The sequence below is a fragment of the Paenibacillus vietnamensis genome (assembly GCF_020169515.1).
Classification (GTDB): domain Bacteria; phylum Bacillota; class Bacilli; order Paenibacillales; family Paenibacillaceae; genus Pristimantibacillus; species Pristimantibacillus vietnamensis.
Window position 1 is genome coordinate 191370 of record NZ_JAHMHW010000004.1, and the last position, 25232, is coordinate 216601.

Genomic DNA, 25232 nt, shown 5'->3' on the forward strand with positions numbered 1-25232 from the left:
AAAACTTTATAGGTAAAAGCTGCCCCCGTTCCACCGTCAAGGAACGGGAGGCGATAAGACGATTTTCCCTTCTTCCAGCGTGACACGAATCTTATTTTTGCTTTTCATCCCGATTGCGTCCAAATAAGATTCAGGGATTTGCAGACGCCCCGCCCTGTCAAGAACGGCGTATTCAATATGCGTGTCCTCCTCGGCGGTGGCGCTTCCAAGTTCATCCAGCTCCTGGGCATAGGACGTTCGCCTGACCATCTCCGACGAGGTTTTGCCGTCGCGGATCGCGACGACGCGGTCCACTTTTTGGGCAAGCTGAGGATCGTGGGTAACGATGACGACCGTCAGACCGAGCGACTGGGATAAATGCCGGAATAAATCAAGAATTTGATTCGCCATGTTCGTATCAACGGATCCCGTCGGCTCATCCGCAAGCAGCAGCTTCGGATGGTTGGCCAGCGCAATGGCGATGGCGACACGCTGCTGCTCGCCGCCGGAAAGCTGGTTAAGACGGTTTTGACGCCGATGACTGAGCCCGACCGCTTCAAGCAGCTCCTGCGCGCGCTCGCGCTTTCGCCGCCCTTTAAGCAGAATAGGCAGCTCCACGTTTTCCTGCGCCGTCAAATACGGGATCAGATTGCGCGCATTATTTTGCCAGACGAAGCCTACCGTTTCCCGTTTATAATGGACCAGCTCCTGATCCGATATGGTAAGCAGATCCTTGCCGTCCACGAAGACCGATCCCGCCGTTGGCCGGTCGAGTCCTCCGAGGACGTTCATCAGCGTCGATTTTCCGCTGCCGCTGTTGCCGATGATCGCCATTAATTCGCCGGCTTCCACCTGCAGGTCAAGTCCTTGCAGGGCAACCACTTCCAGGTCGGCCTGTTTATAAATTTTCACAAGATTTTCACACCGGATCATCCTAATCCTCCCCCAGCTTAAGAGCCTGATGGATACGGATCCGGGATACGGTTAAACCGAGGATACCGATTCCAAGCAGCATCATGATCGTCACGATGATGTATAATCCAATCTGGTCGCTGGGATTAAACGTCACTTCGAACGGCAAAATTTGCGTTTTCGGATCGAAGGACATTTCGAACAGCCTTACGAAAAGCCGGCTCGTCAAATTCCCGTTTAGAATCCCCAATCCGATCGCTGCGCCGGAAATAAGAAGCTGCTCGGCGACCAGCATCCCGATCAGCTGGAAGAACGATATTCCCATCGCCCGAAGGATGCCGAACTGGAGCGTCCGTGCGAGCAGGGAAAGTACCCAGTACAGCAAAAAACCGACAAACGTAATCACGATCGAGATCAGGAAATCAAGCGTCATGACACCGTTAATCGCAAGCTGGAACGGGTCGTTGACCGCCCTGATCCGCTCCTGATTCGCGTCCGACAATGAAGTAATATCGTACCCTTTATCCGTTATCGCTTGATAGACATGCTGGCTCGTCGCCCCTTCCTTCAGCTTCAGCCATACCTCATAAGGCTCCAGGGCAATGTTGTTCTGGATATAGGAAAGGTTGCCGATTACCAGATTCGGCATGGCCGCTCTGGCTTCGTTGCCGCCATTGCCCGCTGCGGGCTGCGAAATCCCGCCGGTGCCCGGATTCCAGGTCGGCCAATAATCGACGATTCCATAGATGATAAATTCCGCCGTATCCGCACCGTACCAGCCCAATTGGATCAAATCCCCTGTTTTTAGGCCATGCTGGAGGGCCATCGATCTGGATATAAGGACGGCGGACGGCTCGGAAGCAAGCAGATTCAAATAAGAATTAAACGTATAATCAAGAAGGCCGTCTCTGAGCCAGGCTGTCATGCCAAATTCATAGGTATCGATCCCCATCAATTTGACTTTATCCTGCTCCTGCCGCTTCGATGTGCCTTCCTTATTCCTGTTTCCCTGAGTGTAATAGGAAGCGTCCTGCTTGATGAAAACCTTAGCCGCATGCTCTACATCAGGCATCTGAGTAAAAGGCAAAAAGGATGGCTCGCTGTACTGTGTCTTGCGCGGCGCCGCTTTGACGGAGGAACCGTTCTCTTCCGATGCCTCCCCTTCCTCGCCGCCCGCCCCGCCGGACAATAGAATAGGCGGTGCGTCGCTCTCCCAGTGAACTTTCATCGTGATGTCCGCGCCGATCCGGTAATCGATTTTGTCCTCGACATTTTTGTTGATGGTCCGGTTGGCGCTCGCGCTGAAAATGCCGGTGGCGATCGTTATGATCATAAACACCATAATGAATTTGAACGAAGCCGACGTCCGGCCGACCTGAATTAACGTGTAATAAAGCGACGGCGGCCACCATCGTCTTCCGATCAAATAAACGAGACGGATGAACCAGGGGTACAGCCGAAGCAGGCTCAGGGCCAGCCCCAGGACGAAAAACGCCGGAATGAGAAACAGAAGCGGATCGATCGACAGGTCAGCCGTATTCGCTCCGATGGAAAGCAGCTTGCTCATCCGCGTTTCATAGCTTTGCAAGCCGTACAGCGATACGCCGATCAGAATAATATCGATAAAATACTTGTGCCAGAACGACTGCTTCTGAACGCGTGCCATTTGCTGCTTATGCGCTACAATCGAGAATCGGGTCGCAAGCAGCACCGGGATCAGTGTCATGATCAGCGACAATACAACGGCGATCAGCGCGTATTGGAATGCATCCTTGCCGACCTCTGCATGCAATTTCGCTCTTTGGACGAATTCCAGAAACCCGCTGGAAGCGCCCAGCACCTTGGTGATCATAACCCCTACATACGGTCCTGCGAAAAATGCAATAATGCCAAGCACCAAACCTTCCACCGTATATCCGAGTACGATTTGCAGCCGGCTTGCGCCTCTGCTTCGCAGCACGGCGATTTCCGTCTTCTGGCGGTCCGTAATCAGGTTGGCGACCATATAAAGGTAAAATCCTAACATCAGCATAACCGGCACATTCAGAGACAGAAGCAGGATCTTGAGCTTCGCTTCCTTCTCCTTATACAGGCTTAGCGTTCGGAGAGCCGGCGCATTTTTCGAATACGTATCGTACTGCCCTTTCATATGGGCGGTAATACGCCCGTTTTCTGCGATGAACTCCTTGGCCGTGCTCAGCGTCATTTTCGTGTAATCGAGGGCAAAATACCAATAGCTTGCTTTGACCTTCAGCGCTTGGCCTTCCGTAAAGGACTTATCGAACAAATCCAGGTCGATAAGGAAGCTGCTTTTATAGCTGACCGTGGAATTGTACCAGAACAGATCCGCATAATCGCTTGGTTCGATCACGCCTACAGGCTTGACGCTAATCTCCGTCTTGACGTTATCGTCTTTTATCGTAAAGACATTGCCGAGCACCAGATTCAGCTCCGTCAGCGCCTCCGGCACGACAAGCGCCTCGTAGACGCCGCCTTCCGGCTCTTTCTTCGGAAGTCGTCCGTCCTTCAGCTTCACATGCTGCTCCAAATCGCTGATCGCGGCAAAATTCGCCCAGCGGATCTTGTTGACATCCATCCGCTCGGTATCGGACGGCAGAAAGCTGTAAACATCCGAAGCTCTCTCCCGGGCGAACTGCTGCACCGGCAGCCCGAAACGGCCGGACGCTTTCTCGCTTAAATAGTCATCCGTAGAGAAAAATCCACCGTCCTGAGGGCTCTTGCCTTCAGCAGTCGGATTATCGGCAGACAGCCAGTATGTGCCCGGATACTGTCCGCTGTCCGATTGCAGGTTTTGCAGCTCCTGACTTAACATGCGCTGCAGGATGGCGTTCGTATAGATCGGTATGCTGCTTGATAAAGCGACGGTTAGGACGAGGCCGAACAGCAGGCTGAGCTGCAGCCATTTGTTTTTTATCATTTTGCGCAAAATCATAATTAACAGCGCCAATGCATAAGCCCCCTAATTAGCCAAAATCACCTTTTGCCCTTCGGACAAGCCCTTTCTGATCTCGACTTCGGTATCGGTCACGATTCCTGTCTCCACATCGACTTCTTTTCGGCTTTCGCCATCCAGCACCTGCACATAGCTGCGGTCCAGATAGGTGCGCAGTCCCAATCTCGGAATGATCAGCACCTGATCCCGTTTCTCCGTCACAACCGTGATGTCCGCCTGGTCGCCGATGTTTACCTCGGCCGGCAGTCCCTGTACGTCGATGACGATCGATTTGCCGTTGCGGGCTTCAATGGCCTCGTTTTTGCTATCCGGAGCCGTGGAAGGAGTCTGGACCACTTTTCCTTGATAGGTTTTGTCCTTCAGCTTGACGCTGACGTTCATATTGATCTGGACGCCGGCCAGATTGCCGCGGTCCGAAGCTTCGTAAAGAAGCTTCCTCTCGGCAGGGTCGGAAATCGTCACCAGCTTCTTGTAGGCCGAAACCTGCTCGCCAAGCTCCATCGGTTCGATATAAGTGACGATGCCGTTTACGGTTGAAATCAGCCTTGTCTGTTCGAGCTGCTTCTTAAGCAGATTCAACTGAATTTGAGCGCTTTCAAGATCGAGCAGCTTCATTTTGACCGACGGATCGCCCTGTCCCTTCTCGGCCTTTGCCTGCTCAAGCTCAATCCTGATTTTTTCGATTTCGATTTCCTGCAGCTTCACATTCGCTTCCAGCTCATCCGTCTCGGTAGAGACGAGAATGTCCCCAGCCTTCACTTTGGCACCCAATTGAACGTTGATTTGAGACAGCCTTCCGCCAGATTCTTTGAAAAACAAATAATCCATTTTGTCCGAAACGAAAGTGGCTACGCCGGTAACCTGTTTTACGATGTCGCCCTTTTTCACTTCTACAGTCTCAATATTCTGTTCGGCCGGTTTGGCGAGAGGCGGCTTGAGCTGCTGCTCTTCAGCCGGAAGCAGCGAGCAGCCCGACAGGCACAGCATTACGGCGGATAGGCCAATAACGATTCGGATCCTTTTACCTTTCCTCGGCAATGCGACCATCCTCCAATGCATAAACATGATCCACAATTTCCATAATTGCTGCGTCGTGTGTCGTCAAAATAATCGTTAATCCCTCGTACTTGACCAGCTCGGTAAATACTTTCATGACTTGAAGCCCCATTTTGCTGTCGAGCTCCGCCGTCGGTTCATCCGACAAGATGAGCGAAGGCTTATGGGCGATCGCTCTGGCAATGGCGACGCGCTGCTGCTCGCCTCCCGACATTTCAAACGGGCGATGCTTCATCCGCTGTTTAAGGCCGACGAGATCGAGAGCTCTCTCCGCATATTCGCGGTGGAAAGCGGCGGGAACTCCTGCGATGCGAAGGCCGAACTCGACGTTCTCGTAGGCCGTCATCATCGGAACAAGGGCAAAAGACTGGAAGATCAGCCCGATGTCGGTCCGGCGTAGCTTGTTCCGTCTGGATTCCGACAGTCCGACGATTTCCGCATCTTTAAAATACACCGTACCTTCGGTAGGCCGGTCGAGCGCTCCCAAAATATTGATGAGCGTCGTTTTTCCGGATCCGGATCTTCCCCGGATCGCCACAAGGCTTTGCGGCTGAATGGTTAGGCTCGCACCTTTTAACACCTGCACGCTGCCGGCGCCGTGTCCGAACACTTTCGTAATGCCTTCAGCCTTAACAAGCGGATTTCCGATTAGCGACCGCTCAGCGGCGTTCATTCGCCCTCCCCCTCATCTGACGCATTTAATCCTTTCAATCGGGGCACTCCCTCCTCTCCTGCCTGCCGTTAGTTCAAATGTATATCGAATGTCTCTTTTACTTGTAGGCGATTTAATGCGCTTTTATAGGCTATTTTTACTGCTTTTTCCTATTCCACAATTCCTGTCCGTTCAACACCCTCGATAAACCACCGCTGCGCGAACACATAGAGGACGATCGGCGGCAAAATCATCAGGAACGTTGTCGCCATACTGATCGGCTCGGTGAAGATGGAAGGACCGCTAATTTCCGCTTGTTCCCGGATCATGGAAGCAATGCGCGAAATGCCAAGCGAAAGCGGCGGCGTATCGGTATTGGCCAAATACATGCTCGGCAAATAAAAGTCGTTCCAGGTCCATACAAAGGAAAACAGGAAGACGACCAGAATGGCCGGCTTGGCAAGCGGCATCATCACCCGGAAAAACACCTTGAAGACGTTTGCGCCGTCAATTCTTGCCGCCTCCTCAAGCTCTTTCGGCTGGGTGGAGAAAAATTGGCGGTAAATGATGATGAACAGCGCGCCTTTCAGCCCAAGCCCGAACAAAGCCGGAACGATGATCGGGACGACCGTATCCAATACGCCCAGCACTCTGGCAAAAACCAGGTTCGGCAAAATCGTTAGCTGGAGCGGCACGATAAACGTAATCAGCAGAAAGAAAAACAAAATCGGTTTGAAAGGCACCTTCAGCCTTGCAAAAGCATAACCGGCAATTGCGCAGGAGAACGTTTGCAGCAAGGCCACAGAGGTAGACAGCAGCATGCTGAGTCCGAACGCCTTCGGATATTGCAGCCATTCCCAGGCGTCCTGAAGATTGCCGAAATAAATGACCCGCGGTATCCAATTTACCGAAGGGTCCAGCAAATCCGGCGCGTCCTTCACCATAGATGTGACCATGTGCAGAACAGGCTTTAAGTAAATGTACGCCGCATCGATCAGAATCAGATAGATGAATATTTTGAATAGGAGGCCCTTGTCCGCCTCCCTGCCGAAAATCTTATACCGGACCTTGCTCAACCAACCTGTAACTGCGGACATTTCCATACGACTTGATTCCAAACGCGTGGAAATTTCCGCGCGTTTGGTCCGCATGCCGATTTTGGCCAGCATTTTGTCCATCCTTCTTCACCTCTTCCCTCATTTTTGACCGCTAGGCGGTCATCCGCTGCGATCTTGTCGCCCTGCTGAAAAGAATAAAAATAATAATCAAAAAGACGCTGATAATCAAAAAGTAAAGCCAGATGAGCGCGCTGAACTGCCCGTATTCGCTATCGCGCACCCGCATAATGATCGGGTTGGTCGGAAAGGTAAACAAATCTACGACCGTATAGATCATGTTCAGGAATACAAACGGCGTCATCGCAGGAAGCGTAATCTTCCAGAAGGTCGCCCACGGGCCCGCCCCGTCGATGCGCGCCGCCTCATACGCCGAATTGGAAATCGTCTGCCGTCCCCCCAGGAAGATCAAAATTTGAACCCCGGAGTACCATAAAATCAAGACGAAGGAATCGAGTATCCAGATGAGCGGGGTCGCCCACGTGGAAGGCAAGTTCCCGCTGATCAAGCCCGACACGTTATATTTGGACATAAAGCCGAGGGCGCCTTCGCCCTGCGTCAGAAGCTCGCTGACGACCTGTCCCGTAGACAAAATGACCGGCAGAAAGAAAATGGCTCGGAACAGCGAACGTCCGGCAAATTTTTGGTTCAGGACAATCGCGATCAGCAAAGCGAAGATGACGATAACCGGAACCATAAACAACGTCTTCTGGAGGAACGGAATCAAATCGTTATACAGCAGGCTGCCGTCCTCCAGCAAAATATCCTTGTAATGCTTCAGCCCGACGTAAGAGCTTGTCATCCCTGTCGCCACTACATTCACTTTGCGGAAGCTCATGTAGAGAGAAAATCCGAGCGGAAAGCCCATAAACATGACGAAGCCGATAAACCAGGGAGCAATGAAAATCGTCCCTTCGACATATTCCATCATCGCCGCTTTAAGTTTTGTCGCTCTGGTCATTGCTTCACCGCCTCCTCGTCCAAGACGATGAAGTTTTTCGCCGGGACTTCCAAGTTGCCGTATTTATAAGGCTCCGTATTGTAATTGACGATAATCCGTTTGCCGTTCTCGTACACCGTTTCCTTCACATTGTGTGCGAGCGTCCGGTGCTCGGCGATAAATTGGTTCTGAACGTCGCCAAGCGTCTCGTTGAAGCGCTTGTATTCTTCCGCCGCATACGAAGCCCAGTCCGAAAACTTCGTGCTGTAGAAACGGATTCCGTAAGCGCTCAGGAAATCGCTTGTATCCGCATGGGTGAATACGAAAGACGGAACGGCCCCGTACTCGATTTCCCGCAAAAAGCCGTTGCCGTTCTCATCGCGGTTGTTCGAATAATTAAACGAATACGTAATGAGTCCATGCGTCGCGATTTGTGCAAAAGGAACCGCCTCGTCCGAGAACAAATCGTAGGAGTAGTCGGAAACCATATTTTGAATATGGTGAACATAAGGCAGGGAATAAAAATTCGACTTTATGCCTTGCACGCCGCCGAGGCTGCTCTGAATCGCTTTCAGAATATCGACCTGGACATCCTTCGCCTCATCCCTGGACGAGCCGTATTTGGTATTGTAATCGCTGAACAGCTCCTGACCCGTACGGCCTACGACAAGGCCGTCGATGCCAAGCTTCTTAAAGCCTTCCAAGTCGCTTTTGACCGATTTCAAATTGAATTTATCGCTGACCGCAGAAACGTTGTCCTCGTTGTAAAGCATGCGCACATCGATCGTTTGACCGGCCAAATTCGTCACGCCGGCAAATTCCTTCTCGAATCCTCCCGCGCCGGTATTGTTCAACGCATATTCCGTATCCAGATAGACAGGTACGTTCAGGCTGTGGGCAAAGTCGACGAACGACTTCATTCCACTGTCGCCGCCGATGCTGGAATCGACCGGCAGCGTTCGCCCGTACGCGCTGTAACCGCCCTCCTGCCAGCCCGTATACGTGACGGACATATTTCCGACCCCAAGCTCGTGCAGCTTTTTCACCATCTGCTCCGCTTCGGAGGTCGTCGTGCCTTTAATATAACGGTTCGCTAACGTTCCCTTCTCCTGGTCGCCACCGACAACGGTCAAGTGCAGTGGCACGCCGGCAGTATCGGCCTCCAGCTTCTTCAGACCCTTTTCTTCTATTAAATATTGGCGGTATCGCTTGGCCATTCCGACATAATCCGCATTCTCCTTATCGAGAATGTAGTACCGGACGACCCGGTCGCTGCCGAACAGCTCATCCCGGTTAAAATCAACGAAACCGGAATCCGCGAAATTTTTCCTCGTGTATTGAAGGAAGCTCGAGCGGAAGTTCATCTGGGCCGTTACCCAGTTGTATTTACTGAATACGCCTGAAGGCGACGCAACGATGTTGGCATACGCCTCGCCGTCATTCAGAACGGCAAGAAACCCTTTGCTGCCGGATTTCATTCCGAAGACAGGCATGGAAACCTGACTCCGGTTGTTATCGAGACCTTGATAAACCATATCCGAGCCGTACACGCTCTCGTCATACAGCTTGTTGACATTCAGCTGGTTATCCTTGAAATTAATGAGCGCGCCCGGTCCGTCCGGGATAAACAAATAACCTTCCTGGCCGTCCGTATGAGTCGCTCCGAAAAACGGATACAGTCTGACCCAGATCAGTCCCAGCTTATCTTCCTTGATGCCTTCCCGGATGATTTTCGTCTGGACGTAATCGCCGTCGACGGTTACCTCAACCGGTATTGTAAAGCCGGCCTCCGGCAGTTCGAACGTCAGCTGAAAACCTCCGTCAATCGTCTTCAAATCCTTAATGCTGTCAACGCCGGGGGTAAAGCTGAGTTCCTTCGGATTCAGAATCGGCTCCGAGAAATCGACGTACTGGATCATAATTGGAGAAGACAAATGCTGCTTCCAGGTCTTGGAGATCTCTTCCTTCGACCAATACTTAGGATCGGGATAGGAGTAATAGACCTCGTTGTTTCTTTTGTCCTCCATAATGAAATGACCGGTTTTGGCGTCCATCTTCAGGCTGAGCACATCCGACTCCGCCACCTTGCTGAAGCCGCTCTCTTCGGGCAGCACAGGATTTTTTTCGGGTTGAGTGAAGTTGGTGCCTTCATCCTCCGGCACGATCGTCGGCCCAGCCGTCGATTTCCAGACAAATTCCGTATTGGCGGCAATCAGAGTAACGGCAACGATAATCAGGACGGCTGCAATTACAGTGGGCAGAGATTGTTTGGTGAGCAGCAATTTGATCCACTTCATCGCAAAGTCACCTCCTGGAAGATTTCATATAGGAAGGAGAACAAGTCGCTTGTCAATCCAACCGTAATAAAGATCAGAATACCGATCACGATCATCGTAACCAGAGTCAGCACGATATTAATGATCGTTTCACCGACGGTGTAATTGTGAATCCACTGCGTATTCCAGAACATGAGCAAGCCGATCCAAATGACAATGCCTTCGGAAACGAAATTGTAAACCGAGGATTCCGATAAGGTCATGACGTTCGACACGATGGCCAGCGGAATGCCGATCAGAATGTATGGAACAAGTGCATAAGCGCTTCCTATGAAAATATCCCGGAACCTGCCTTCGCCCCGATAAATCGAGCTGACCAAATAATTCGAGATGACCCACATGATCCACACAACGAAAAATTGAGTAAACACATTGTATACATTGACAAAATGGACGAGCTGGAACGAGAAGCTGGTAAAATATTCGCGAATCAGGAGTGCGGAATACGTCACCACGATAATGACAGCTGCGCTCCAATACGTTCCTTTTCCTTCATAGCGGATGGCGGTGAAGCCGTCAACCGGATGCCGGAGAACAAAAAACGCATGCTTGAAATGGGTAATCAGCGGGTTTTTCGAACGTTCCCGGCTGCGCCACTTCGCTTTCAGCCGCTTTGTCACGCTCCACTTCTCAAGCGCTACCATCAGGAAAATGCCTACTAATACAAGACTGGCAATCCATGAAAAGTTTTGCTGGAACCAGAACAGCCGGATTTGCCAATAGGATTCGGAAAACCCTTCCTGGTCACCCGCGGCTTTAAACAGCCTTTTCGCTTCGGCAAACTGCTCCTTTTTGAACGCGGCATGAGCCAGACCTTGAATGGCCGGTGTAAATTCGGCGTTCAGACGAAGCACGTCCTGCCAAAGCTTCTCGCTTTCCTCATAGAAGCCCGACAAGGTCAGCTTGTTCGCTTCAACGACGTTCTGCCCGAATTCCGACATCCGGAACTTCTGAATAATATTTTCCTGGTCGTCCAGGACAAACAATTCATTTTTGGAGTTGAAATCAAGCGCAACCGGGCTTTTCATGAGACCGATCTGCGAGGTGCCCGCAGCGGACGGTCCGCCCCAGAAGTAAAGCAAGCTTCCGTTGCCGTCGTAATGGCTGATATATTTGAACTGCTGGTCGACAACTGCGATATTTCCGTCGCTGTCAACCGCGACGTCGATCAGCTGCGGGGTTTTGACGGCGGTCGGCGCAAGCCCTCTCGTATCGGACGGACGGTATTCGCCGAACGTGCCCTGGGAGCTCCGCAGCATATTGTCCCCGCGGGAATTCAATTTCTTCAGCTGGTTGCTCGAAATCGATCCTCCGGTAACCGTATAGATGAAGCCGCTGCCGTCACTGGCCAGACTGTTGATCGTTTCCGGCCTTTTCAGCACTTCTTTGGCGTACATGCTTTCGGTGTACAGCCATTTTTTTAAAGCATCCATAGCGGACAGTAACGTTTGGTTCGTCCCGAAATACCCTTGGAGATTGCCGTTTGGATCGAGCACCAGCAGTCCCTCGTAGCTGCCTTGAGAAGCGACATAAAGAAATCCGCGCTCGTCGACGATCAGCTTCACCGGCGTAAAGACAAACGTGTCGGAAATAAATTGGGAGTCCGGTTTTGTGATTTCCTGAACCAGCTTTCCGTCCTTATCCAGCTTTACGATTCTCCGGTTGCCCGTATCAGCGATGAAAATTTCGCCTTCCTTGGTGACAAACACCCCTTCGGGCTTGTTAAGCGCGCTTTCCGGAACCGTTATGAATCGGACGAGCCGGCCGCTGCTGTCGAGCTGCACGATCCGGTTGTTACCCGTATCCGCAATGTACATTTGGTTGGTGTCATCGATAAAAATGTCTTTCGGATGCGACATGGACGATACCGTCTTCACCGAAGGATCGTTCGGATCGGCCATATACAGGTCTTCTCCGATGACATCGATCGGAATGTAGGCTGGCTGAAGCCATATCAGGTTGCCGGCGCTGTTCTTCGTGAACGTGTTGTACTTGACGTCGGCCTTAGCTGCTTGTGGAAGAAGTACGGTGCTCAAGATGATCAGCGAAAGGAACAACCACAGCCCGCCGCGTTTATAGTTCATGCTTTAGACCTCCGTTTGCTCCGCATCACTTGATGCCTGAGTGAGCCATGGTTGTAATGACCTTGCTCTGAAAGAGAAGGAATATGATAAGATTCGGCAGGAACATGAACAGCGCTGCCGCTGCCGCTGCGCCTTGCCTCGCTACATTATTGGCCATATTGGATGTAAGCGTGGAAATAAAAAACGGAAATGTTTTCATGGTCTCATCCTGCATAAAAAGGGCTGACGTTTCCGTATTTCCCCATGCGTCCTGAAAGGCGATAATGCTGATCGTCGCCACTGCGGGCATACAGATCGGAATGACGACCTTCAAAAAAATCGTAAATTCCCGCGCGCCATCGATTTTGGCCGCATCCAGCAATTCATCCGGAAGCTGGTCGATAAACTGCTTCATCAGGAACACGCCGACCGGGACGGCAACCATCGGGAGAAGATGCCCGAAATAGGTGTCCATCACTCCCAAATTGCTGACGACCAAATACCTTGGAATTGCGACGGTTTCCGGAGCGAACAGCAGCGTTACGAGAATGGAGCCGAATACGATCTTATGTCCGGGAAATTTATGCTTGGAGATCGGATAAGCGCACATCGCGCTTACTCCCGTGACGAGCACGACAGTCGCAACGGCCACAAACACGCTGTTGAAGATGTACCGTGACATCGGAATCGCCGAATTTTTCGTAATTGCCCACAATTCAATGAAGTTTTGCAGCGACGGGCTACGCACCCACAGCGTCGGCGGGTAGTTAAACAGCTCCTGATAAGGCTTAAGTGCGTTGTTAAAAATGTAAACGAGCGGTGCGAGCATAAAAATACTGAGAAAAACGAGCAGCACCGCCGATATTTTTTCCGTCGGAGTCAGGCGGAACGGCTTTGCTTTTCTCCTCCAAAGCCCGGACAACCGAAACGCTGAAGTCGTTTTCATCATTCATCCTCCTTCGTTCCGAACAAACTCCAGCAAAACTTGTTGGCTACATACATCAAGAGCAAGAGGAAGACGGATAAAGCAGTTGCATAACCGAGCTCCATTCGGATAAAGCCATAATCGTTAATATGGTTGACGATCAAATGTCCTGAATACTCCGGCGTCGGATTCATGCCGGACAGCTGGCTGCCGATTCCCCCTGCCTTAAACGTGCCGACAATGGCCATGACCGCACCGAACAGCATCTGAGGTTTCATCGACGGAATCGTAATGTACCAGATTTCCTCCAGCCGGCTTCGGATTCCGTCCAGCTTACCGGCTTCATACAGCTCGGAGTTTACGTTCAAAATGCCGGCCAGCATGGCCAGGAAGCCGATCCCCATACTGGACCACAAGGTGACGACAATCATCGAGGTCATCAAATACTCTTTGCTCGTCACCCACAAATGCGGCTCGCTGATCAGGCCGAGCTTAAGCAGGAAGCTGTTCAAATAACCTATGCGGTCGCCGGACAGCATCGGCTGCCAGACGATAGCCATTGCGATCCCCCCCGTCAGAGACGGGGAGTACATCGCCAGCGCAAACCATTTGCGCGATGTCCGCGGCAAAATCGAAATCAGCCAGGCCAGGAAAAACGCGGCCAAATAACCGCCGGGACCGACAATGACGGAAAACTTGAAGGTATTCGGAAGTGCATATTTGATAAACAGCAGGTCCTGCGAAATCATGTAACGGAAATTGTCCCATCCGACAAACCGCGGCGGCTGCAGCGAGTTAAAGTACGTAAAGCTGAGTAAGAAGGCGGCGAATACCGGAATCATGATAAACAGAATAAAGCAGATCATAAACGGCGCGATAAAAATATAAGAGATACGGTAGGACCAAATCTTCTGAAGGAGCGTCTGCGTTTTGCGCGCCGTATCAAAGGCAGCAGTCGCATCAAGGCTGGTTATCGGTTTCGGTTCCGCTTTTAACATACGGCTCCACTCCTTTCCAAGGCTCCGTCACTACCGGCAAATCCAATGATTTGACAACTTTGCCGTTAGCGTCGATGAAATTAAATTCCTGCAATTTACGGGTCATTTCCCGCTCGATGTCCTTGACGGCGGTTTCAAGCGAGCTTCGCGGATTGATGCCGTCCAGTACGGTGCGGTTCCATGCGTTTTGAAGCTCGCGGGCCAAATAGTAGGAGCCCGGGACGTTCGGAACTTCCTTGAACCATCTCCACTGCTCCAGAACGCTGGCCGCGTCTTCCTGCTTCCACGGAAGCGTCATAAACGCATCGATGTTGGACGTATTCCAGCGGAACGCTTGTCCGTTCAGCATCTCGATATCGTTGCCGAACCTCTCCTGCGCCTCGGCGGACGTCCACCATTTCAGAAACTCCCAGCCTTCCTCCGCCATCTTCGTGTCTTTGAAGATAACGCCGCTTTGAACGCCGCCGCTCATCCAGCGGGCAACGGTTCCGTCAGGCTGCTTCTTGCCCGGGATCGGCGCGATTCCCCAAAGTCCGTTCAACTCCGGCGCCGCCACCATCAGCTGAATGTAGGCGGTTATATCGGCTATTCCGATTGGGACCGAGCCGCTGCGGAACGATTGGAAGAAGCTCGCCAGCTGCTGGTCGGCCGCATGAACGTTGTATAAATCCGTCCATTCTTTAAAGCCTTGAAACCCTTTCGGCGTAGCCAAAGCGGTTTTTATTCCGTCCTGCTCAAAAAATTCGGCGCCGTTCTGGTAAATAAACGCAGCATTGGATACCGGCGGCAAATTCAAGTTGTTCTGCTGCAGCGTCGGCAGCATCTTGTAGACGTCTTCCCACGTATCCGGAACCTCCAGTCCCAGGCGGTTTAAGACATCCTTGCGATAGTACAGCATCTCGAACGTCTGTGTTTCCGGTACTCCGAAATAACCTCCGTCGTAATAAAAAGGAATCCATGTTCCCGGAGCAAACCGCTCGTACATCTGATTGAAATCGGAGAATTTCGTCAGGTCATACAAGCCGCCCCGTACGGCATATTCAAACGGCAAATCCTGCGACAAACCAAGTGCGACGTCCGGCGCTATTCCGGCCGCGTTCATGAGCACGAGCTGGTCTGAGCTTGGCAGCAGGTTCACCTTCACCTTGATCCCCGTTGCCGGGGTAAACATTTCATCGGCCAGCTGCTGGATCAGATTAATATAATCCCTGCCCCGCTGGACCCAGACGTTCAGTTCTCCTTTTTCCCCGTTGCCAAGCTTCGACTTCGGCTTGAAGGTATGGAAGAAATCGAACAAACCGCCTTTAAATTCCTGGAAAAAGCTTGCCTTCATCTTCGGAACGTCTTCCTTTGAAGGCACGATGTACAGACGGTCCAGCTGAAGCGGCTGCGAGCTCAGCTGCTGCAAATAATCGGCGAGCTTGCCCTGCATGCTCGTCAGCTTGTCGGCTTCATACGCAACATGATTGATGTTGTCCAGAAGCTCCTGCATATCCTTCTCAACGGTCGCCATCCCCTGCGTCAGGGCGTCCGATCTGCCGTTTAAGGAAATGAGGCGCTCCTCAACGCTGCGAAGCCGATCGTAAAGGTCCCGGAATTGGGTGACGAAATTGGGCAAATCGCGTTCGATGTTCCATGTCCGGTTCGGGTCCACGGCTCCGCCGGTGAGCGCGGTAATATCAAGCGCCCGATCCTTCAGGCCGGCAATAATTTTGTCCAATTCGACCATAATCGGCTTCAGAGGAGCTTGCGTTACACGCATCGTCAGCGTGTTCGTCCCCTTCTGCAGCTCGAACAAATACGGCTCGCCGTTCTCATCCTGGAGAGTCATTCCTCTCCAGCCGGTCGTATAAGGGAACCGGTATGCTTCCATTTCCGAGAAAGGCACCTTCCCGTTAACCGAGATGGACCTGAACGTCGAACGGTTTGAGGAATAAGACTGATTGAAGCGCATCGCAATTTTGTATAAACCGCTTTCAGGAGCGTCGAAGGTCCAGGTCAGTTCTTGATTGCCTGTCGACCAGCGCTCTCCATTAATGGCGTTGTAGATCAGTTTCCCTCTTTCGTAAGGAGAGGAAGCGACGTCGTTGTCATAAGTCAGCGAAATGGAAGAGTCGTTTTTCCAGTCCGCCCGCTCCGCCTCGATTTCTACCGGATCGCCGGATACGTCCGCCGTTCCGCTCCGCTTGCTTACGACGGTTTTGTAATCGTCGATTGACTCCGGGGCGTGCAGGCTGATCGACTCGATCGCCAGCGGATCGCTGCCTGACAGGCGAAGCACATGTTTGCCTGCCGTCAAATGCCAAAGCAGCGGCTCTTCGTAGGTGCCTCCCGAATCACGAAGACTGGCGGACATCCAGTCGCTGATATCCTGCGAAGGAGGCCTGATTTCATCGCCGTATTGGTCCTTCTTCGGCGGCATGACGTCCTGCCATTTGCGGTACAGCTGAATCGATCTGGATTCCAGATACTGGTTTTTGTGATCGAACATAAGATTCAGCGTAATCGGCTTGCGGTATTTTTCCCCTACGAACGGATGATAGGAAATATCGATTGCATACAGGCCTTCCTGTTCCACATCGAATTCATATTCGATCCATTCGTCTGACTCCGTACTCCATATAAGCACATTATTTTTGTTTTCGTAGGATCCGGCATTTGCTTTCGCATTGTCCGATGTTCCGGTGAACGCCGCTCCCTGAATCGTGATTTGACCGTGCTCCGCAGAAATTCCTTTTTGCTTCCACTGCTCAAGCATTTCGGCATAATAGGGCTCGCCGTTATCCGCCGCCGCATCCCCGCTGCTGAGGGGGAAAGCGGCTTCGAGCTCCCCTGGCGGAGCTTCGGGCGCCCCTGGCGGAGCCTCATCCTCCGTTACGGTAGCGTTCTCGCCCGTCGGGAGCGGCAACGCATAACCATAAATGGACGTGCTGAACAGAAACAACAAAACCATCGCGATCCCGATCCGCCGAAACCGCAAAAACGTTTTCACTATTCATCCCTCCACGCGCTCATCGTTGTGCAGTAAATTGTCTCCCGATTCCAGATCGAAAAAGAGAGCTTTCCGCATATCAAGCGTGAGAATAACCTTCTCGTTTTCCTGGCTGCCCAGTTCGATGCCGGAACGGGCGGTCATCAAATTGCTTGCCCCAATCTCGGCATATAAATATAGATCCGCTCCCATAAATTCGCTGAGCTTATGAATGCCCGGAACTTGCGAGTGCGGGTGTGCCTCTTGCATAGCGGGATCCAAATGAACGTGCTCGCTTCGGATGCCGAGCATGACGTTTCTGTTCACTTTTCTTTTATCGATCAGCACCCTCGACTGGTTTTCGGGAATGGCGAGCGAGAACTTCCGGGTATGGAACTCAAGTGTGCCTCTGGACGTCTCAAGCAGCTTGCCTTCCACCAGATTGATCGGCGGAGCTCCCATAAAACCGGCCACGAACATGTTCTTCGGGCTGCTGTAGATTCGCTTCGGAGTATCGACCTGCTGGACAATTCCGTCCTTCATGACAACGATGCGGTCACCCATCGTCATAGCCTCAACCTGGTCATGCGTTACATAGACCGTCGTCACGCCGAGCTGCTTGTGCAGCTTGATAATTTCCGTCCTCATCTGTACCCGCAGCTTGGCATCCAGGTTAGACAGCGGCTCATCCATCAGGAAGACCGACGGATTCCGGACGATCGCCCGGCCGAGCGCGACACGCTGCCGCTGGCCGCCGGACAGCTGTCTCGGCTTCCGCTCGAGGAAATTCTCGATCTCCAGCGTGCGGGCCGCCTTTTTGACGGCCATATCGATTTCGTGCTTGGGCAGCTTCCGCATCCGCAGACCGAACGCGATATTCTCGTAAACGTTCATGTTCGGATATAAAGCGTAGTTCTGGAATACCATCGCGATATCGCGGTCCTTCGAAGGCAAATGGTTGACCAGACGATCGCCGATATAAATTTCGCCGGATGAGATGTTCTCGAGCCCCGCAATCATCCGCAAGGTCGTCGATTTGCCGCATCCGGACGGGCCAACCATGACGAGAAATTCCCCATCCTTAATTTCCAGATTAAAATCCTGCACGGCGCTTTGTTTATCCTTACCGTATCGTTTTTCTACGTGATTCAGTATGATACAGCCCACATTGGCACCTCCCGATTCGTGTTTTATGTTAACGGTTACAACTTTCTTTGTATGGTACTCATTATATATTGGCATCTTGATTGTATTATAGGTGCGGTTCGCACATTCTATAGGCGGTTTCCGCTTTTGCACTGGATTATTCGATTCTGGCCTCCTGGAAGTTTTGCCGGTATTTTCTCGGTGTGACACCGGTCTTCTTGCGGAATAAAGCGTGAAAAAACTTCATGTCCAGATAGCCTACCAGGTTGGCGATTTCGTGGATGGAGATATCCGTCGATTCGAGCAGCTCGCAGCATTTTTGAATCCGGATATTTTGCAGGTATTGGATAAACGTATGCCCTGTCAATTTTTTGAACTGCCGCTGAAAGTGGCTGATGCTCATATAAAAATGGTCCGCCACATTTTGCGCCGTAATGTTTTTGGAGTAATGATTTTTAATATAATGCATGACGTCGTCCAGTTTGTCGTTGGTGGAAGGCATATACTCTTTCTCCATCTCCAGACGCTGCAGCATAATCAGCATCTGGATCAGAGTGGTGTTCAATATGATTTCGCAGCCTTGATTCCGCTTCAAATATTCGCAGTGCATATTGTGAATCATATTCTGAAGCGTATTGTGCTTGTCATGAAACTGAAGCCATCTCCCTTTTCGCTCATGCGGATAATGAATCAAGCGAACCGTTTCCGAATTTTCGGTAAAATAATGGCTCCAGTTTTCCATCGCCTTATCCCGGAATATACAGTTGTAAACGACAAGCACCTTGTCGCGCTCCGGAGAGGAGGGGCGGAATACATGAGAGGTTCCGATCGGGATGAGAAATACATCCCCTTGCTTGACCTGTATCACCTTATCCTCGATGTAATGAAAACCGCAGCCTTCTCCGACAATACAGATTTCGACAAAATCGTGAGTGTGCTGGCCAAGAGAAAACGCTTCCTGCTCCCTGTTGACGAAAATATCGATGCCAAGATCAAAGAAGCTTTCCCCCTTCAGCTCCGCCACAATTCCGTTCATGCCAATCTCCCCCTTCAGCTCGTCACCGCAATTCACTCAAAGGCAATAAGCGCATCATGCTCGCCGTCGATTATTTGTGCCCATGCCGGATAGAAACCGACGATATTTTTCACCAGCGCTTTTTCATCCGTCTCATGATGCAGATCATAGAAGAATGCGCTTTCAACATCCCACATTTTTTGCAGGATATCCGCTCTGATGCTCTCTGCCTGCTCATGGTAAGCATCGGCATCGGGATCGCCCAATTCCTTGCACAACCTGGCTACGGCAAGCGCATTCAAATAATGGTATACCGTCCGGTCGACGCGTTTGACATACGTATAAGTTTCAGGATCTTTAGGGTTTCTTGGGTATTGATGAAAATACCGGTAGCTCGGCTGGTATTCCTTACCCGTTCGGGTATGGCGGTATTCGATCATCAATTCGTCCCGGTCGCTGCCGTGCGCCCGCTTCCAGGCTGAGATCTGGGCTTTGAGACCAGGCAGCAGCTCAGATGTCCGTATTTCGGATCGGCTAAATTGTGGCGAAGCAAAAACCAGCGGTATGTCCATGTTTTGTTCAGCAGCGGGTCGCTGCAGCGGAAATCCGGGATATGCTCAAACCACTCGTTATAAGCATCGATATAATCGGCAACCGTCTCTGCATGGGGGCGGCCGCTGAGCGCATATCCGCACGCTCTTCGCGTCAGCACGTCCGGCAGGTCTTGTCCGCTTATTCCAAATGCCGCGGCAATCATGAAGTCTTTTGTTTCCCCCGGCTTCAGGCGTATTTCGCGGAACAAATCTTCATCGCTCGAAACAAGTGCGGCATCGATGTGAAAGCTGAGGTGCCGGAGCTGAAACGTACCGTAAAGCCCGTTGCCTGTTTGATGAAAAACATCCCCGTAAGTTTCAAGCCTCAGGACAAGCTCCTCCGTACCGAGGTTGGTCCACGACTGGAAGGACACGGCGCAATCGTCCCACGTAATAAACTTCTGCTCCCGGAACGATACCCGGTTATCCTCATATTCCATTCGAAGATGGCTTGGGTACCATGCCGTACGGCACGGCTCAAAGCTTTCGGTTCCGGATGCCGACACCGCATAGAGCAGCGGAATGTTTACCTTGTGAATAAAATCGAACCTGCCGCTGAAGCCGGGCTTCGGATCCAAATAATCGGCCCATAGGCGGGCTCCCGTCGAACCGAGCAATAATGCGCCCGGTAATGTGCGAAGCGCTTTTCTTCCCGCACGGAGCTGTTCATCGATGCGTCCTGCTTTCACTATGAGACCCCCTCCCATTTTGCAATTTCGAATATCGTGCACAACTGTCAAAATCAGTATATAACAATGAGTTTGCCTAACATTGGTGGATTCTGCCTGAACTATGGGGGAATTCTGCTTTTCAAATCCGTATTTGCCGGCCTGTCAGTCCTTCCCCGACCTATATTCGCATTCCGGGATGCCCCGATAAATAGATTTGCCCCTGCCGGTGCCGGCAGGGGCGGAAATAAGCAGCTATGGTTTATTGCACGGATATGAAGGTCGAGATCGTTTTACCGTTTGGAGCGACAGCGGTCAAAGTGAAATCGATGATATTGTTATTGCCCGCATCTCCGCTGCCCGGCATGTACACGATCCGGTTGGTGTTGTTGTCGATATAAATTTTATCTTTCACAGCCGGAGAGGTATTCGGTCTGTAATGAATGTCTCCGATCATGAAAGTAACGCCGAATAATTCGTGATACTGGGTTATTTTATCATTGGCAAAGCTGTTTCCAAACTGGTCGGTTACGGTAAGCTTTTTCATCAGATTTGCATCCCAAGGAAGAAGGCCGTTCAGAACACTGCTGTCGATCGCGTTCGCGGACTTGTCGACTTTCATTCCTTGAACCGCCGGACGCTCGTATTTAACCTCCACTTCCTTGCTCAGCATTCGTGCCCCCGTCGGAGTATCAAAAATGACGGTAACCGACGCCTTGCCTGCATTCAGGCCGATAATCCGGGACGCATCGTCATCCCCGATCAAATCCGGGTCGGATGTCACGATCCGCCTAATAATACCGTCAGGAAGGGCCACGTCTCTGCCCTGATAATCCTTGGCGCTGATCTCGATTTCCCTTGCGAACACGTCTTTGTTGTTCAGCAGATACACCGCATCGTCGGCAGACGTTATGACCTTCTTATCATAATAATATTTGCCGGCGGCGAACAACGTATCGTCAAGATCCATTTCATAGGTCAGCGATTGTCTTTCCGTGAACACTTCCGCAATGGCCGATGCCGAAGACAGGACACTGATGACGGCGCCGGACAAATCCACTCTTATGAGCGAGGCGCTGAGCCGGTAGGAGCCTGTTTTATCCGGATCGGCGACGACGGTAACCCCTTTTCCGGAGCTGTTGTTAATTTCGCTCCTGGACACAGGGCTCGTGTCGTTCAGTACAGCCGCTCCTTTGGTTGTGACCGCACCAGGTTCGCCTGCGGTCTTCACCAGCTTGTATTCGACTTTATAGTCGGGAAGCGCCGTATTAAATTGATTGCCGTGCTGGTCCAAAATTTTGAATTTCAGCTGCTGCTCGGTCCCCGAAAGCAGCAGGATGCTGTTGTCGCCGTCCAGCTTAACGGAGACGGGCAACCGGTCTTTCACATCCTGAATATTGACGTTCAGCTGCGCATTTTTGCCTATTAGCGGCAAAAGTACGGTGACGACCGCCTGACCGGAGCCTGTTACACGTGCGATCCGGATTTTGCCCCGGTCCGATCCGGTCGCTTGTATAGCCGCTTTACGGCTCACGTTCGGAATGACGCTGTAATCGGTCCGATAAGACGGATCCGCTTCCAGCACCAGCTGACTGGAGTTTACGACCTGAATGAGGCCGGCCGTCTCCGCATCCACGATTTGCGATGGAGTAAGGGCATTGCCCTCTTCATCCTTGACGATAATCGGGATATAGGCATCCTCGTCTCCGACCGTAAGCGTATCCGAGAAGTCGAATTCAACGGAAGCCGGAATACGCACCGCCGTAATCTTCAGCTTTGCGGATGACGGCTGGCCGTAAATTCGGGAGAACATCATTAAATTGACTTCTTTGCCGAGCTTCACATCCGGTAAAACCTCCAAGGACAAGTCGGGATAGCCGTCGTTGTCGTAATCGAACAGCTTGCCCATCGCCGGGCTGTCGCTAAATACGCCCTGTTCCGAAAAAGCTGTGACGATTCCCCGGTCTCCATTGAGGATATCGGTGTCGCTGATACGGAAGCCGTACTGGTCGATTACGGAGAAGAGCAGGTAACCCCTCCCGCCGGGCTTTAACGTCTTATCCTCTCCGAACAATTTAAGCTCGCCCAGTTCGACCTTCGAAGCCGCCTGCGGATCGCCGACGGTAAACATCTTGGTAACCGGCTTGGTGTCCGCTGTTACCGGATTTAAAATGAGGATAACGGATACCGGAGCGCCTTTGGGCTGGCGGCTCAAATCCAGCTGAAAGGCCTGCTTGCCGACGATCGGGACGGCTTTCATATCCGCAGCTCCCGTTTCAATCCGAAAATCGCTTGCCGTCCAGTCGGATTCCTCGCCGTACTGGTTTGCCGCTTTAAACGGAATGATGACTTTGGATTGAGGCAATATATCCAAAGGCGAGGCAAACTCCAAGGTCGCAAGCCGCTCGTCCTCCGCGGTAAATTCCGCTTCCGCTTTATCGACGGTACCCTCGTCCAAACCGGATAATTTGACTTGATAAGTACCCTGGATCAGCTTCTCATCCAGCGTAATCGCCGCAGACATTTTATCCTCCGCCCATTCGGTTTCGCCGGACAGCTCCGAGCCGTCTTTCGTAACGCCGAGCTTTGCCTTTTCGATATCGACCTCTTTGTTCAGCTTGACCGATACTTTTTTCGCGCCGGTTGGCTGCACTTCCAAAATCGATGCTTTATCCGGCTCTTTGTTTGCAAGAAACATATTCCGCGCCTCGAAAACGGCTAATGCAAGCTCGTACCGGGTTGCAGGCGCCGCTCCTTCAAAAGTCGGTCCCCCGTCTTTGTTCAGGAGCAATTTATTTTCCAGTGCAAGCGCTATATAAGAACGCGCCCACTCGCTAACCGTCTGGTCATCGACCGGTTCGGCCTGCAGGGCTGCCTCCTCCAATCCGAGTCCCCTGACCAGTAACGCCGCGAGCTCCTGGCGGCCGACCTGGCCTGACGGATTATAACGGGTTCCTTCCGCATCGGAGCCTTTGGTCATACCGGCCGTTTTCAGCGCCTCGATGTACGGAAGCGCATAGCCGTTTGCACCGTCAGGCAAAACATCCGAGAAGCTGGAAGCCGTCAGCTCTTGGTCGACCTGCAGTTCGAAAGCAAGGGCGGCCACTTTAGCCATCTGCGCACGGTTCATATTTAAATCCGGTCCGAACCGGTCAGCCGAAATGCCGTTAAATATGCCGGAGCCGATCAGAACGTCGAACTTGGCCTTTATTTCGTCCGAAAGCTCCTTCAGATCAATGAAACGGTCCGCCGGATGCTCAGCCGGCTCCTCTGCCGCAGGTGCAGCCTCCTCTGCCGCAGGCGCAGCTTCCTCCGCCGCCGGAACGGCCTCCTCCGCCATTACGGCGGGGGAACAGAACGTGTAAAACAAAAGCAGAAAAGACAGAAACCCGTAAATTCGCTTCATCCTTCACACTTCCTTCAAGGTTGTTATAAAATATAAGCGCTTTCAGAAGTTCCGTGCCCGTTATCCGTCAACCATAACATCCCTCCCCCTCTAGGAGTAATTGTATACGGAGGCTTCAGCGTATTTATAGGCTGACATCATCCTCATTATAGGCTTTTCACGCTGATGAAGCCGTTTCAGAGCCCTGCCGTTTATTCGTGAGGACTGTCACCGCCCTGCTTGTGAACCGCAATCGTCTCCTGGATCGCTTTATCCATCGATTCATTGGCGATCCGAAGCGCAGTTTGAGTGTCCTTGGATTCTTTCGCTATCGAATTCCATGCCAGGTCCATTTGGGCGTATATATAGGTCAACCCCGGTTTGCGTGCAGGAGGCTTGGCGCCTTTTAAATAAAAGAGCGATTCGAAATGCTTCCCGTTCCATTCCGGTATGCCTTTCCCGAATGCCTGTTGAACCGCCGGATCTGCGAGCGGAGACAGGACGCCCTGCTTGGACAGCTCGGTTTGATATTCCGAAGACAGCAAATAGGCGATAACCTGGAAGGCAAGATCCTTATTGTCCGATTGCTGCGTGATGAACATACCGTTTGTGCTCGGCTGGAACTTGGAATCCGGCGCTTCCGGAAATACGGGAACGGAAGAAATATCAAAATTGATATCCTTGTTCTCATTGACGATCCGGAAGGCATTTTCCATCGAATCCACGATCATAGCGATATTGCCTTGGACAAAATCATTCGTTTTCACCAATTGATTGCCGGGAATTTCGTAAAATCTTCGAATATTGTTTACGATTTTCAGCCAATTGTCGGATGTCATGGCCGCTTTTTCTTCATTCGGGTCGAGCGCAGGCTCAGAAAGCTGATTGAACCTCATGTAATGAGCCGGATTCATCTGAAAGCCCTTGTACGTGGTGTCCCCTTCCTGACGAGTCAATTTTTTGGCCAATTCGTAAGCCTGGTCCCATGTCATGCCGTCCTTCGGATAGTCCGCGCCGAACTTGTCGAATACGTCCTTGTTGTAAACCAGTACATAATCATTTGTATTAAAAGGAAGCGAATACAGCTTTCCATCCGAAGTATTTAAGGAATGCTGCAAATCCGACGGATTCAATTTGCTCGTGTCGAAATTGTATTTTTTGACCAGGTCGCTCATGTCGTATTCCAGCTTGAACTTTTTAATTTGCCGGTACGTGTTGCGTCCGATATCGTCGAATACGATATCCGGGATCGTTCCTTTGGCAATCAAATCCTCATATCTCGTTCCGTCGTTCCAGGCAACATGCTTCAGGGTGATATCCGGGAACTTCTTTTTGACGTATTGACCGACCTGCTCTTCAAAAATAGCTTCGTCGACATAGAACGCGGGCCATGCCGTAAAAATAAACACCTCGTTATCCGGGGCATCTACCGTTTCTGGCTGATTGTCCACTGCCTCCTCTATGTTTTGGCCGTTACTATTTTCGGTGCATCCGATAGATCCAA

At 51.6% G+C, this 25232-nt stretch carries 17 protein-coding genes; all 17 read right to left on the minus strand.

The window, feature by feature from the left end; all coding sequences use genetic code 11:
• Window positions 1-36: 36 nt before the first annotated feature.
• Window positions 37-912: an ABC transporter ATP-binding protein gene (locus tag KP806_RS11230; RefSeq protein WP_224723691.1), complete on the minus strand. Its 876-nt coding sequence runs from the start codon at window positions 910-912 to the stop codon at window positions 37-39.
• 1 nt (window position 913) lies between these two features.
• On the minus strand, window positions 914-3859 hold the full coding sequence (locus tag KP806_RS11235; RefSeq protein WP_224723692.1) for an ABC transporter permease: 2946 nt from the start codon (window positions 3857-3859) through the stop codon (window positions 914-916).
• Between the two features lie 12 nt (window positions 3860-3871).
• Window positions 3872-4903, minus strand: a complete 1032-nt coding sequence (locus KP806_RS11240) for an efflux RND transporter periplasmic adaptor subunit (RefSeq protein ID WP_224723693.1) — start codon at window positions 4901-4903, stop codon at window positions 3872-3874.
• Window positions 4887-5594 (minus strand): ABC transporter ATP-binding protein, encoded by a 708-nt coding sequence (locus tag KP806_RS11245; RefSeq protein WP_224723694.1) that lies wholly within the window; start codon window positions 5592-5594, stop codon window positions 4887-4889. Before KP806_RS11245 ends, KP806_RS11240 begins: the two co-directional genes overlap by 17 nt.
• 149 nt (window positions 5595-5743) lie before the next feature.
• Entirely contained in the window at window positions 5744-6751 is a 1008-nt protein-coding gene (locus KP806_RS11250) for a carbohydrate ABC transporter permease (RefSeq protein ID WP_397376384.1), read from the minus strand.
• A gap of 31 nt (window positions 6752-6782) precedes the next feature.
• Entirely contained in the window at window positions 6783-7649 is an 867-nt protein-coding gene (locus KP806_RS11255; RefSeq protein WP_224723695.1) for a carbohydrate ABC transporter permease, read from the minus strand.
• Window positions 7646-9925 (minus strand): DUF5696 domain-containing protein, encoded by a 2280-nt coding sequence (locus KP806_RS11260; protein ID WP_224723696.1) that lies wholly within the window; start codon window positions 9923-9925, stop codon window positions 7646-7648. Before KP806_RS11260 ends, KP806_RS11255 begins: the two co-directional genes overlap by 4 nt.
• Window positions 9922-12048: an SMP-30/gluconolactonase/LRE family protein gene (locus tag KP806_RS11265; RefSeq protein ID WP_224723697.1), complete on the minus strand. Its 2127-nt coding sequence runs from the start codon at window positions 12046-12048 to the stop codon at window positions 9922-9924. Before KP806_RS11265 ends, KP806_RS11260 begins: the two co-directional genes overlap by 4 nt.
• Before the next feature lie 25 nt (window positions 12049-12073).
• Window positions 12074-12973, minus strand: coding sequence for a carbohydrate ABC transporter permease (locus KP806_RS11270; protein ID WP_224723698.1), 900 nt, complete (start codon window positions 12971-12973; stop codon window positions 12074-12076).
• Window positions 12973-13950, minus strand: a complete 978-nt coding sequence (locus KP806_RS11275; RefSeq protein WP_224723699.1) for a carbohydrate ABC transporter permease — start codon at window positions 13948-13950, stop codon at window positions 12973-12975. Before KP806_RS11275 ends, KP806_RS11270 begins: the two co-directional genes overlap by 1 nt.
• Window positions 13913-16942, minus strand: coding sequence for an extracellular solute-binding protein (locus tag KP806_RS11280; RefSeq protein WP_224723700.1), 3030 nt, complete (start codon window positions 16940-16942; stop codon window positions 13913-13915). The genes KP806_RS11275 and KP806_RS11280 overlap by 38 nt, the downstream gene beginning before the upstream one ends.
• A gap of 3 nt (window positions 16943-16945) precedes the next feature.
• Window positions 16946-18088: an ABC transporter ATP-binding protein gene (locus KP806_RS11285; protein WP_224723701.1), complete on the minus strand. Its 1143-nt coding sequence runs from the start codon at window positions 18086-18088 to the stop codon at window positions 16946-16948.
• A 136-nt stretch (window positions 18089-18224) separates the two neighbouring features.
• Entirely contained in the window at window positions 18225-19103 is an 879-nt protein-coding gene (locus KP806_RS11290) for an AraC family transcriptional regulator (RefSeq protein WP_224723702.1), read from the minus strand.
• 32 nt (window positions 19104-19135) lie between these two features.
• Window positions 19136-19606 carry an MGH1-like glycoside hydrolase domain-containing protein gene (locus KP806_RS11295; protein WP_397376390.1) on the minus strand — a complete coding sequence of 157 codons (471 nt, stop codon included), beginning with the start codon at window positions 19604-19606 and terminating at the stop codon, window positions 19136-19138.
• Window positions 19522-20364 (minus strand): hypothetical protein, encoded by an 843-nt coding sequence (locus tag KP806_RS11300; RefSeq protein ID WP_224723704.1) that lies wholly within the window; start codon window positions 20362-20364, stop codon window positions 19522-19524. The genes KP806_RS11295 and KP806_RS11300 overlap by 85 nt, the downstream gene beginning before the upstream one ends.
• 241 nt (window positions 20365-20605) lie before the next feature.
• A complete protein-coding gene (locus KP806_RS11305) occupies window positions 20606-23749 on the minus strand; it encodes an S-layer homology domain-containing protein (protein ID WP_224723705.1) in 3144 nt (1047 codons plus the stop codon).
• A 191-nt stretch (window positions 23750-23940) separates the two neighbouring features.
• On the minus strand, window positions 23941-25179 hold the full coding sequence (locus KP806_RS11310) for an ABC transporter substrate-binding protein (protein WP_224723706.1): 1239 nt from the start codon (window positions 25177-25179) through the stop codon (window positions 23941-23943).
• Window positions 25180-25232: the final 53 nt, after the last annotated feature.

Bases quoted from the DNA above. Each gene is read 5' to 3' on its own strand.
- KP806_RS11250 (WP_397376384.1), bottom strand. From the start codon at position 6,751: ATGGACAAAATGCTGGCCAAAATCGGCATGCGGACCAAACGCGCGGAA.
- KP806_RS11265 (WP_224723697.1), bottom strand. From the start codon at position 12,048: ATGAACTATAAACGCGGCGGGCTGTGGTTGTTCCTTTCGCTGATCATC.
- KP806_RS11260 (WP_224723696.1), bottom strand. From the start codon at position 9,925: ATGAAGTGGATCAAATTGCTGCTCACCAAACAATCTCTGCCCACTGTA.
- KP806_RS11290 (WP_224723702.1), bottom strand. From the start codon at position 19,103: ATGAACGGAATTGTGGCGGAGCTGAAGGGGGAAAGCTTCTTTGATCTT.
- KP806_RS11255 (WP_224723695.1), bottom strand. From the start codon at position 7,649: ATGACCAGAGCGACAAAACTTAAAGCGGCGATGATGGAATATGTCGAA.
- KP806_RS11245 (WP_224723694.1), bottom strand. From the start codon at position 5,594: ATGAACGCCGCTGAGCGGTCGCTAATCGGAAATCCGCTTGTTAAGGCT.
- KP806_RS11275 (WP_224723699.1), bottom strand. From the start codon at position 13,950: ATGTTAAAAGCGGAACCGAAACCGATAACCAGCCTTGATGCGACTGCT.
- KP806_RS11230 (WP_224723691.1), bottom strand. From the start codon at position 912: ATGATCCGGTGTGAAAATCTTGTGAAAATTTATAAACAGGCCGACCTG.
- KP806_RS11305 (WP_224723705.1), bottom strand. From the start codon at position 23,749: ATGAAGCGAATTTACGGGTTTCTGTCTTTTCTGCTTTTGTTTTACACG.
- KP806_RS11270 (WP_224723698.1), bottom strand. From the start codon at position 12,973: ATGAAAACGACTTCAGCGTTTCGGTTGTCCGGGCTTTGGAGGAGAAAA.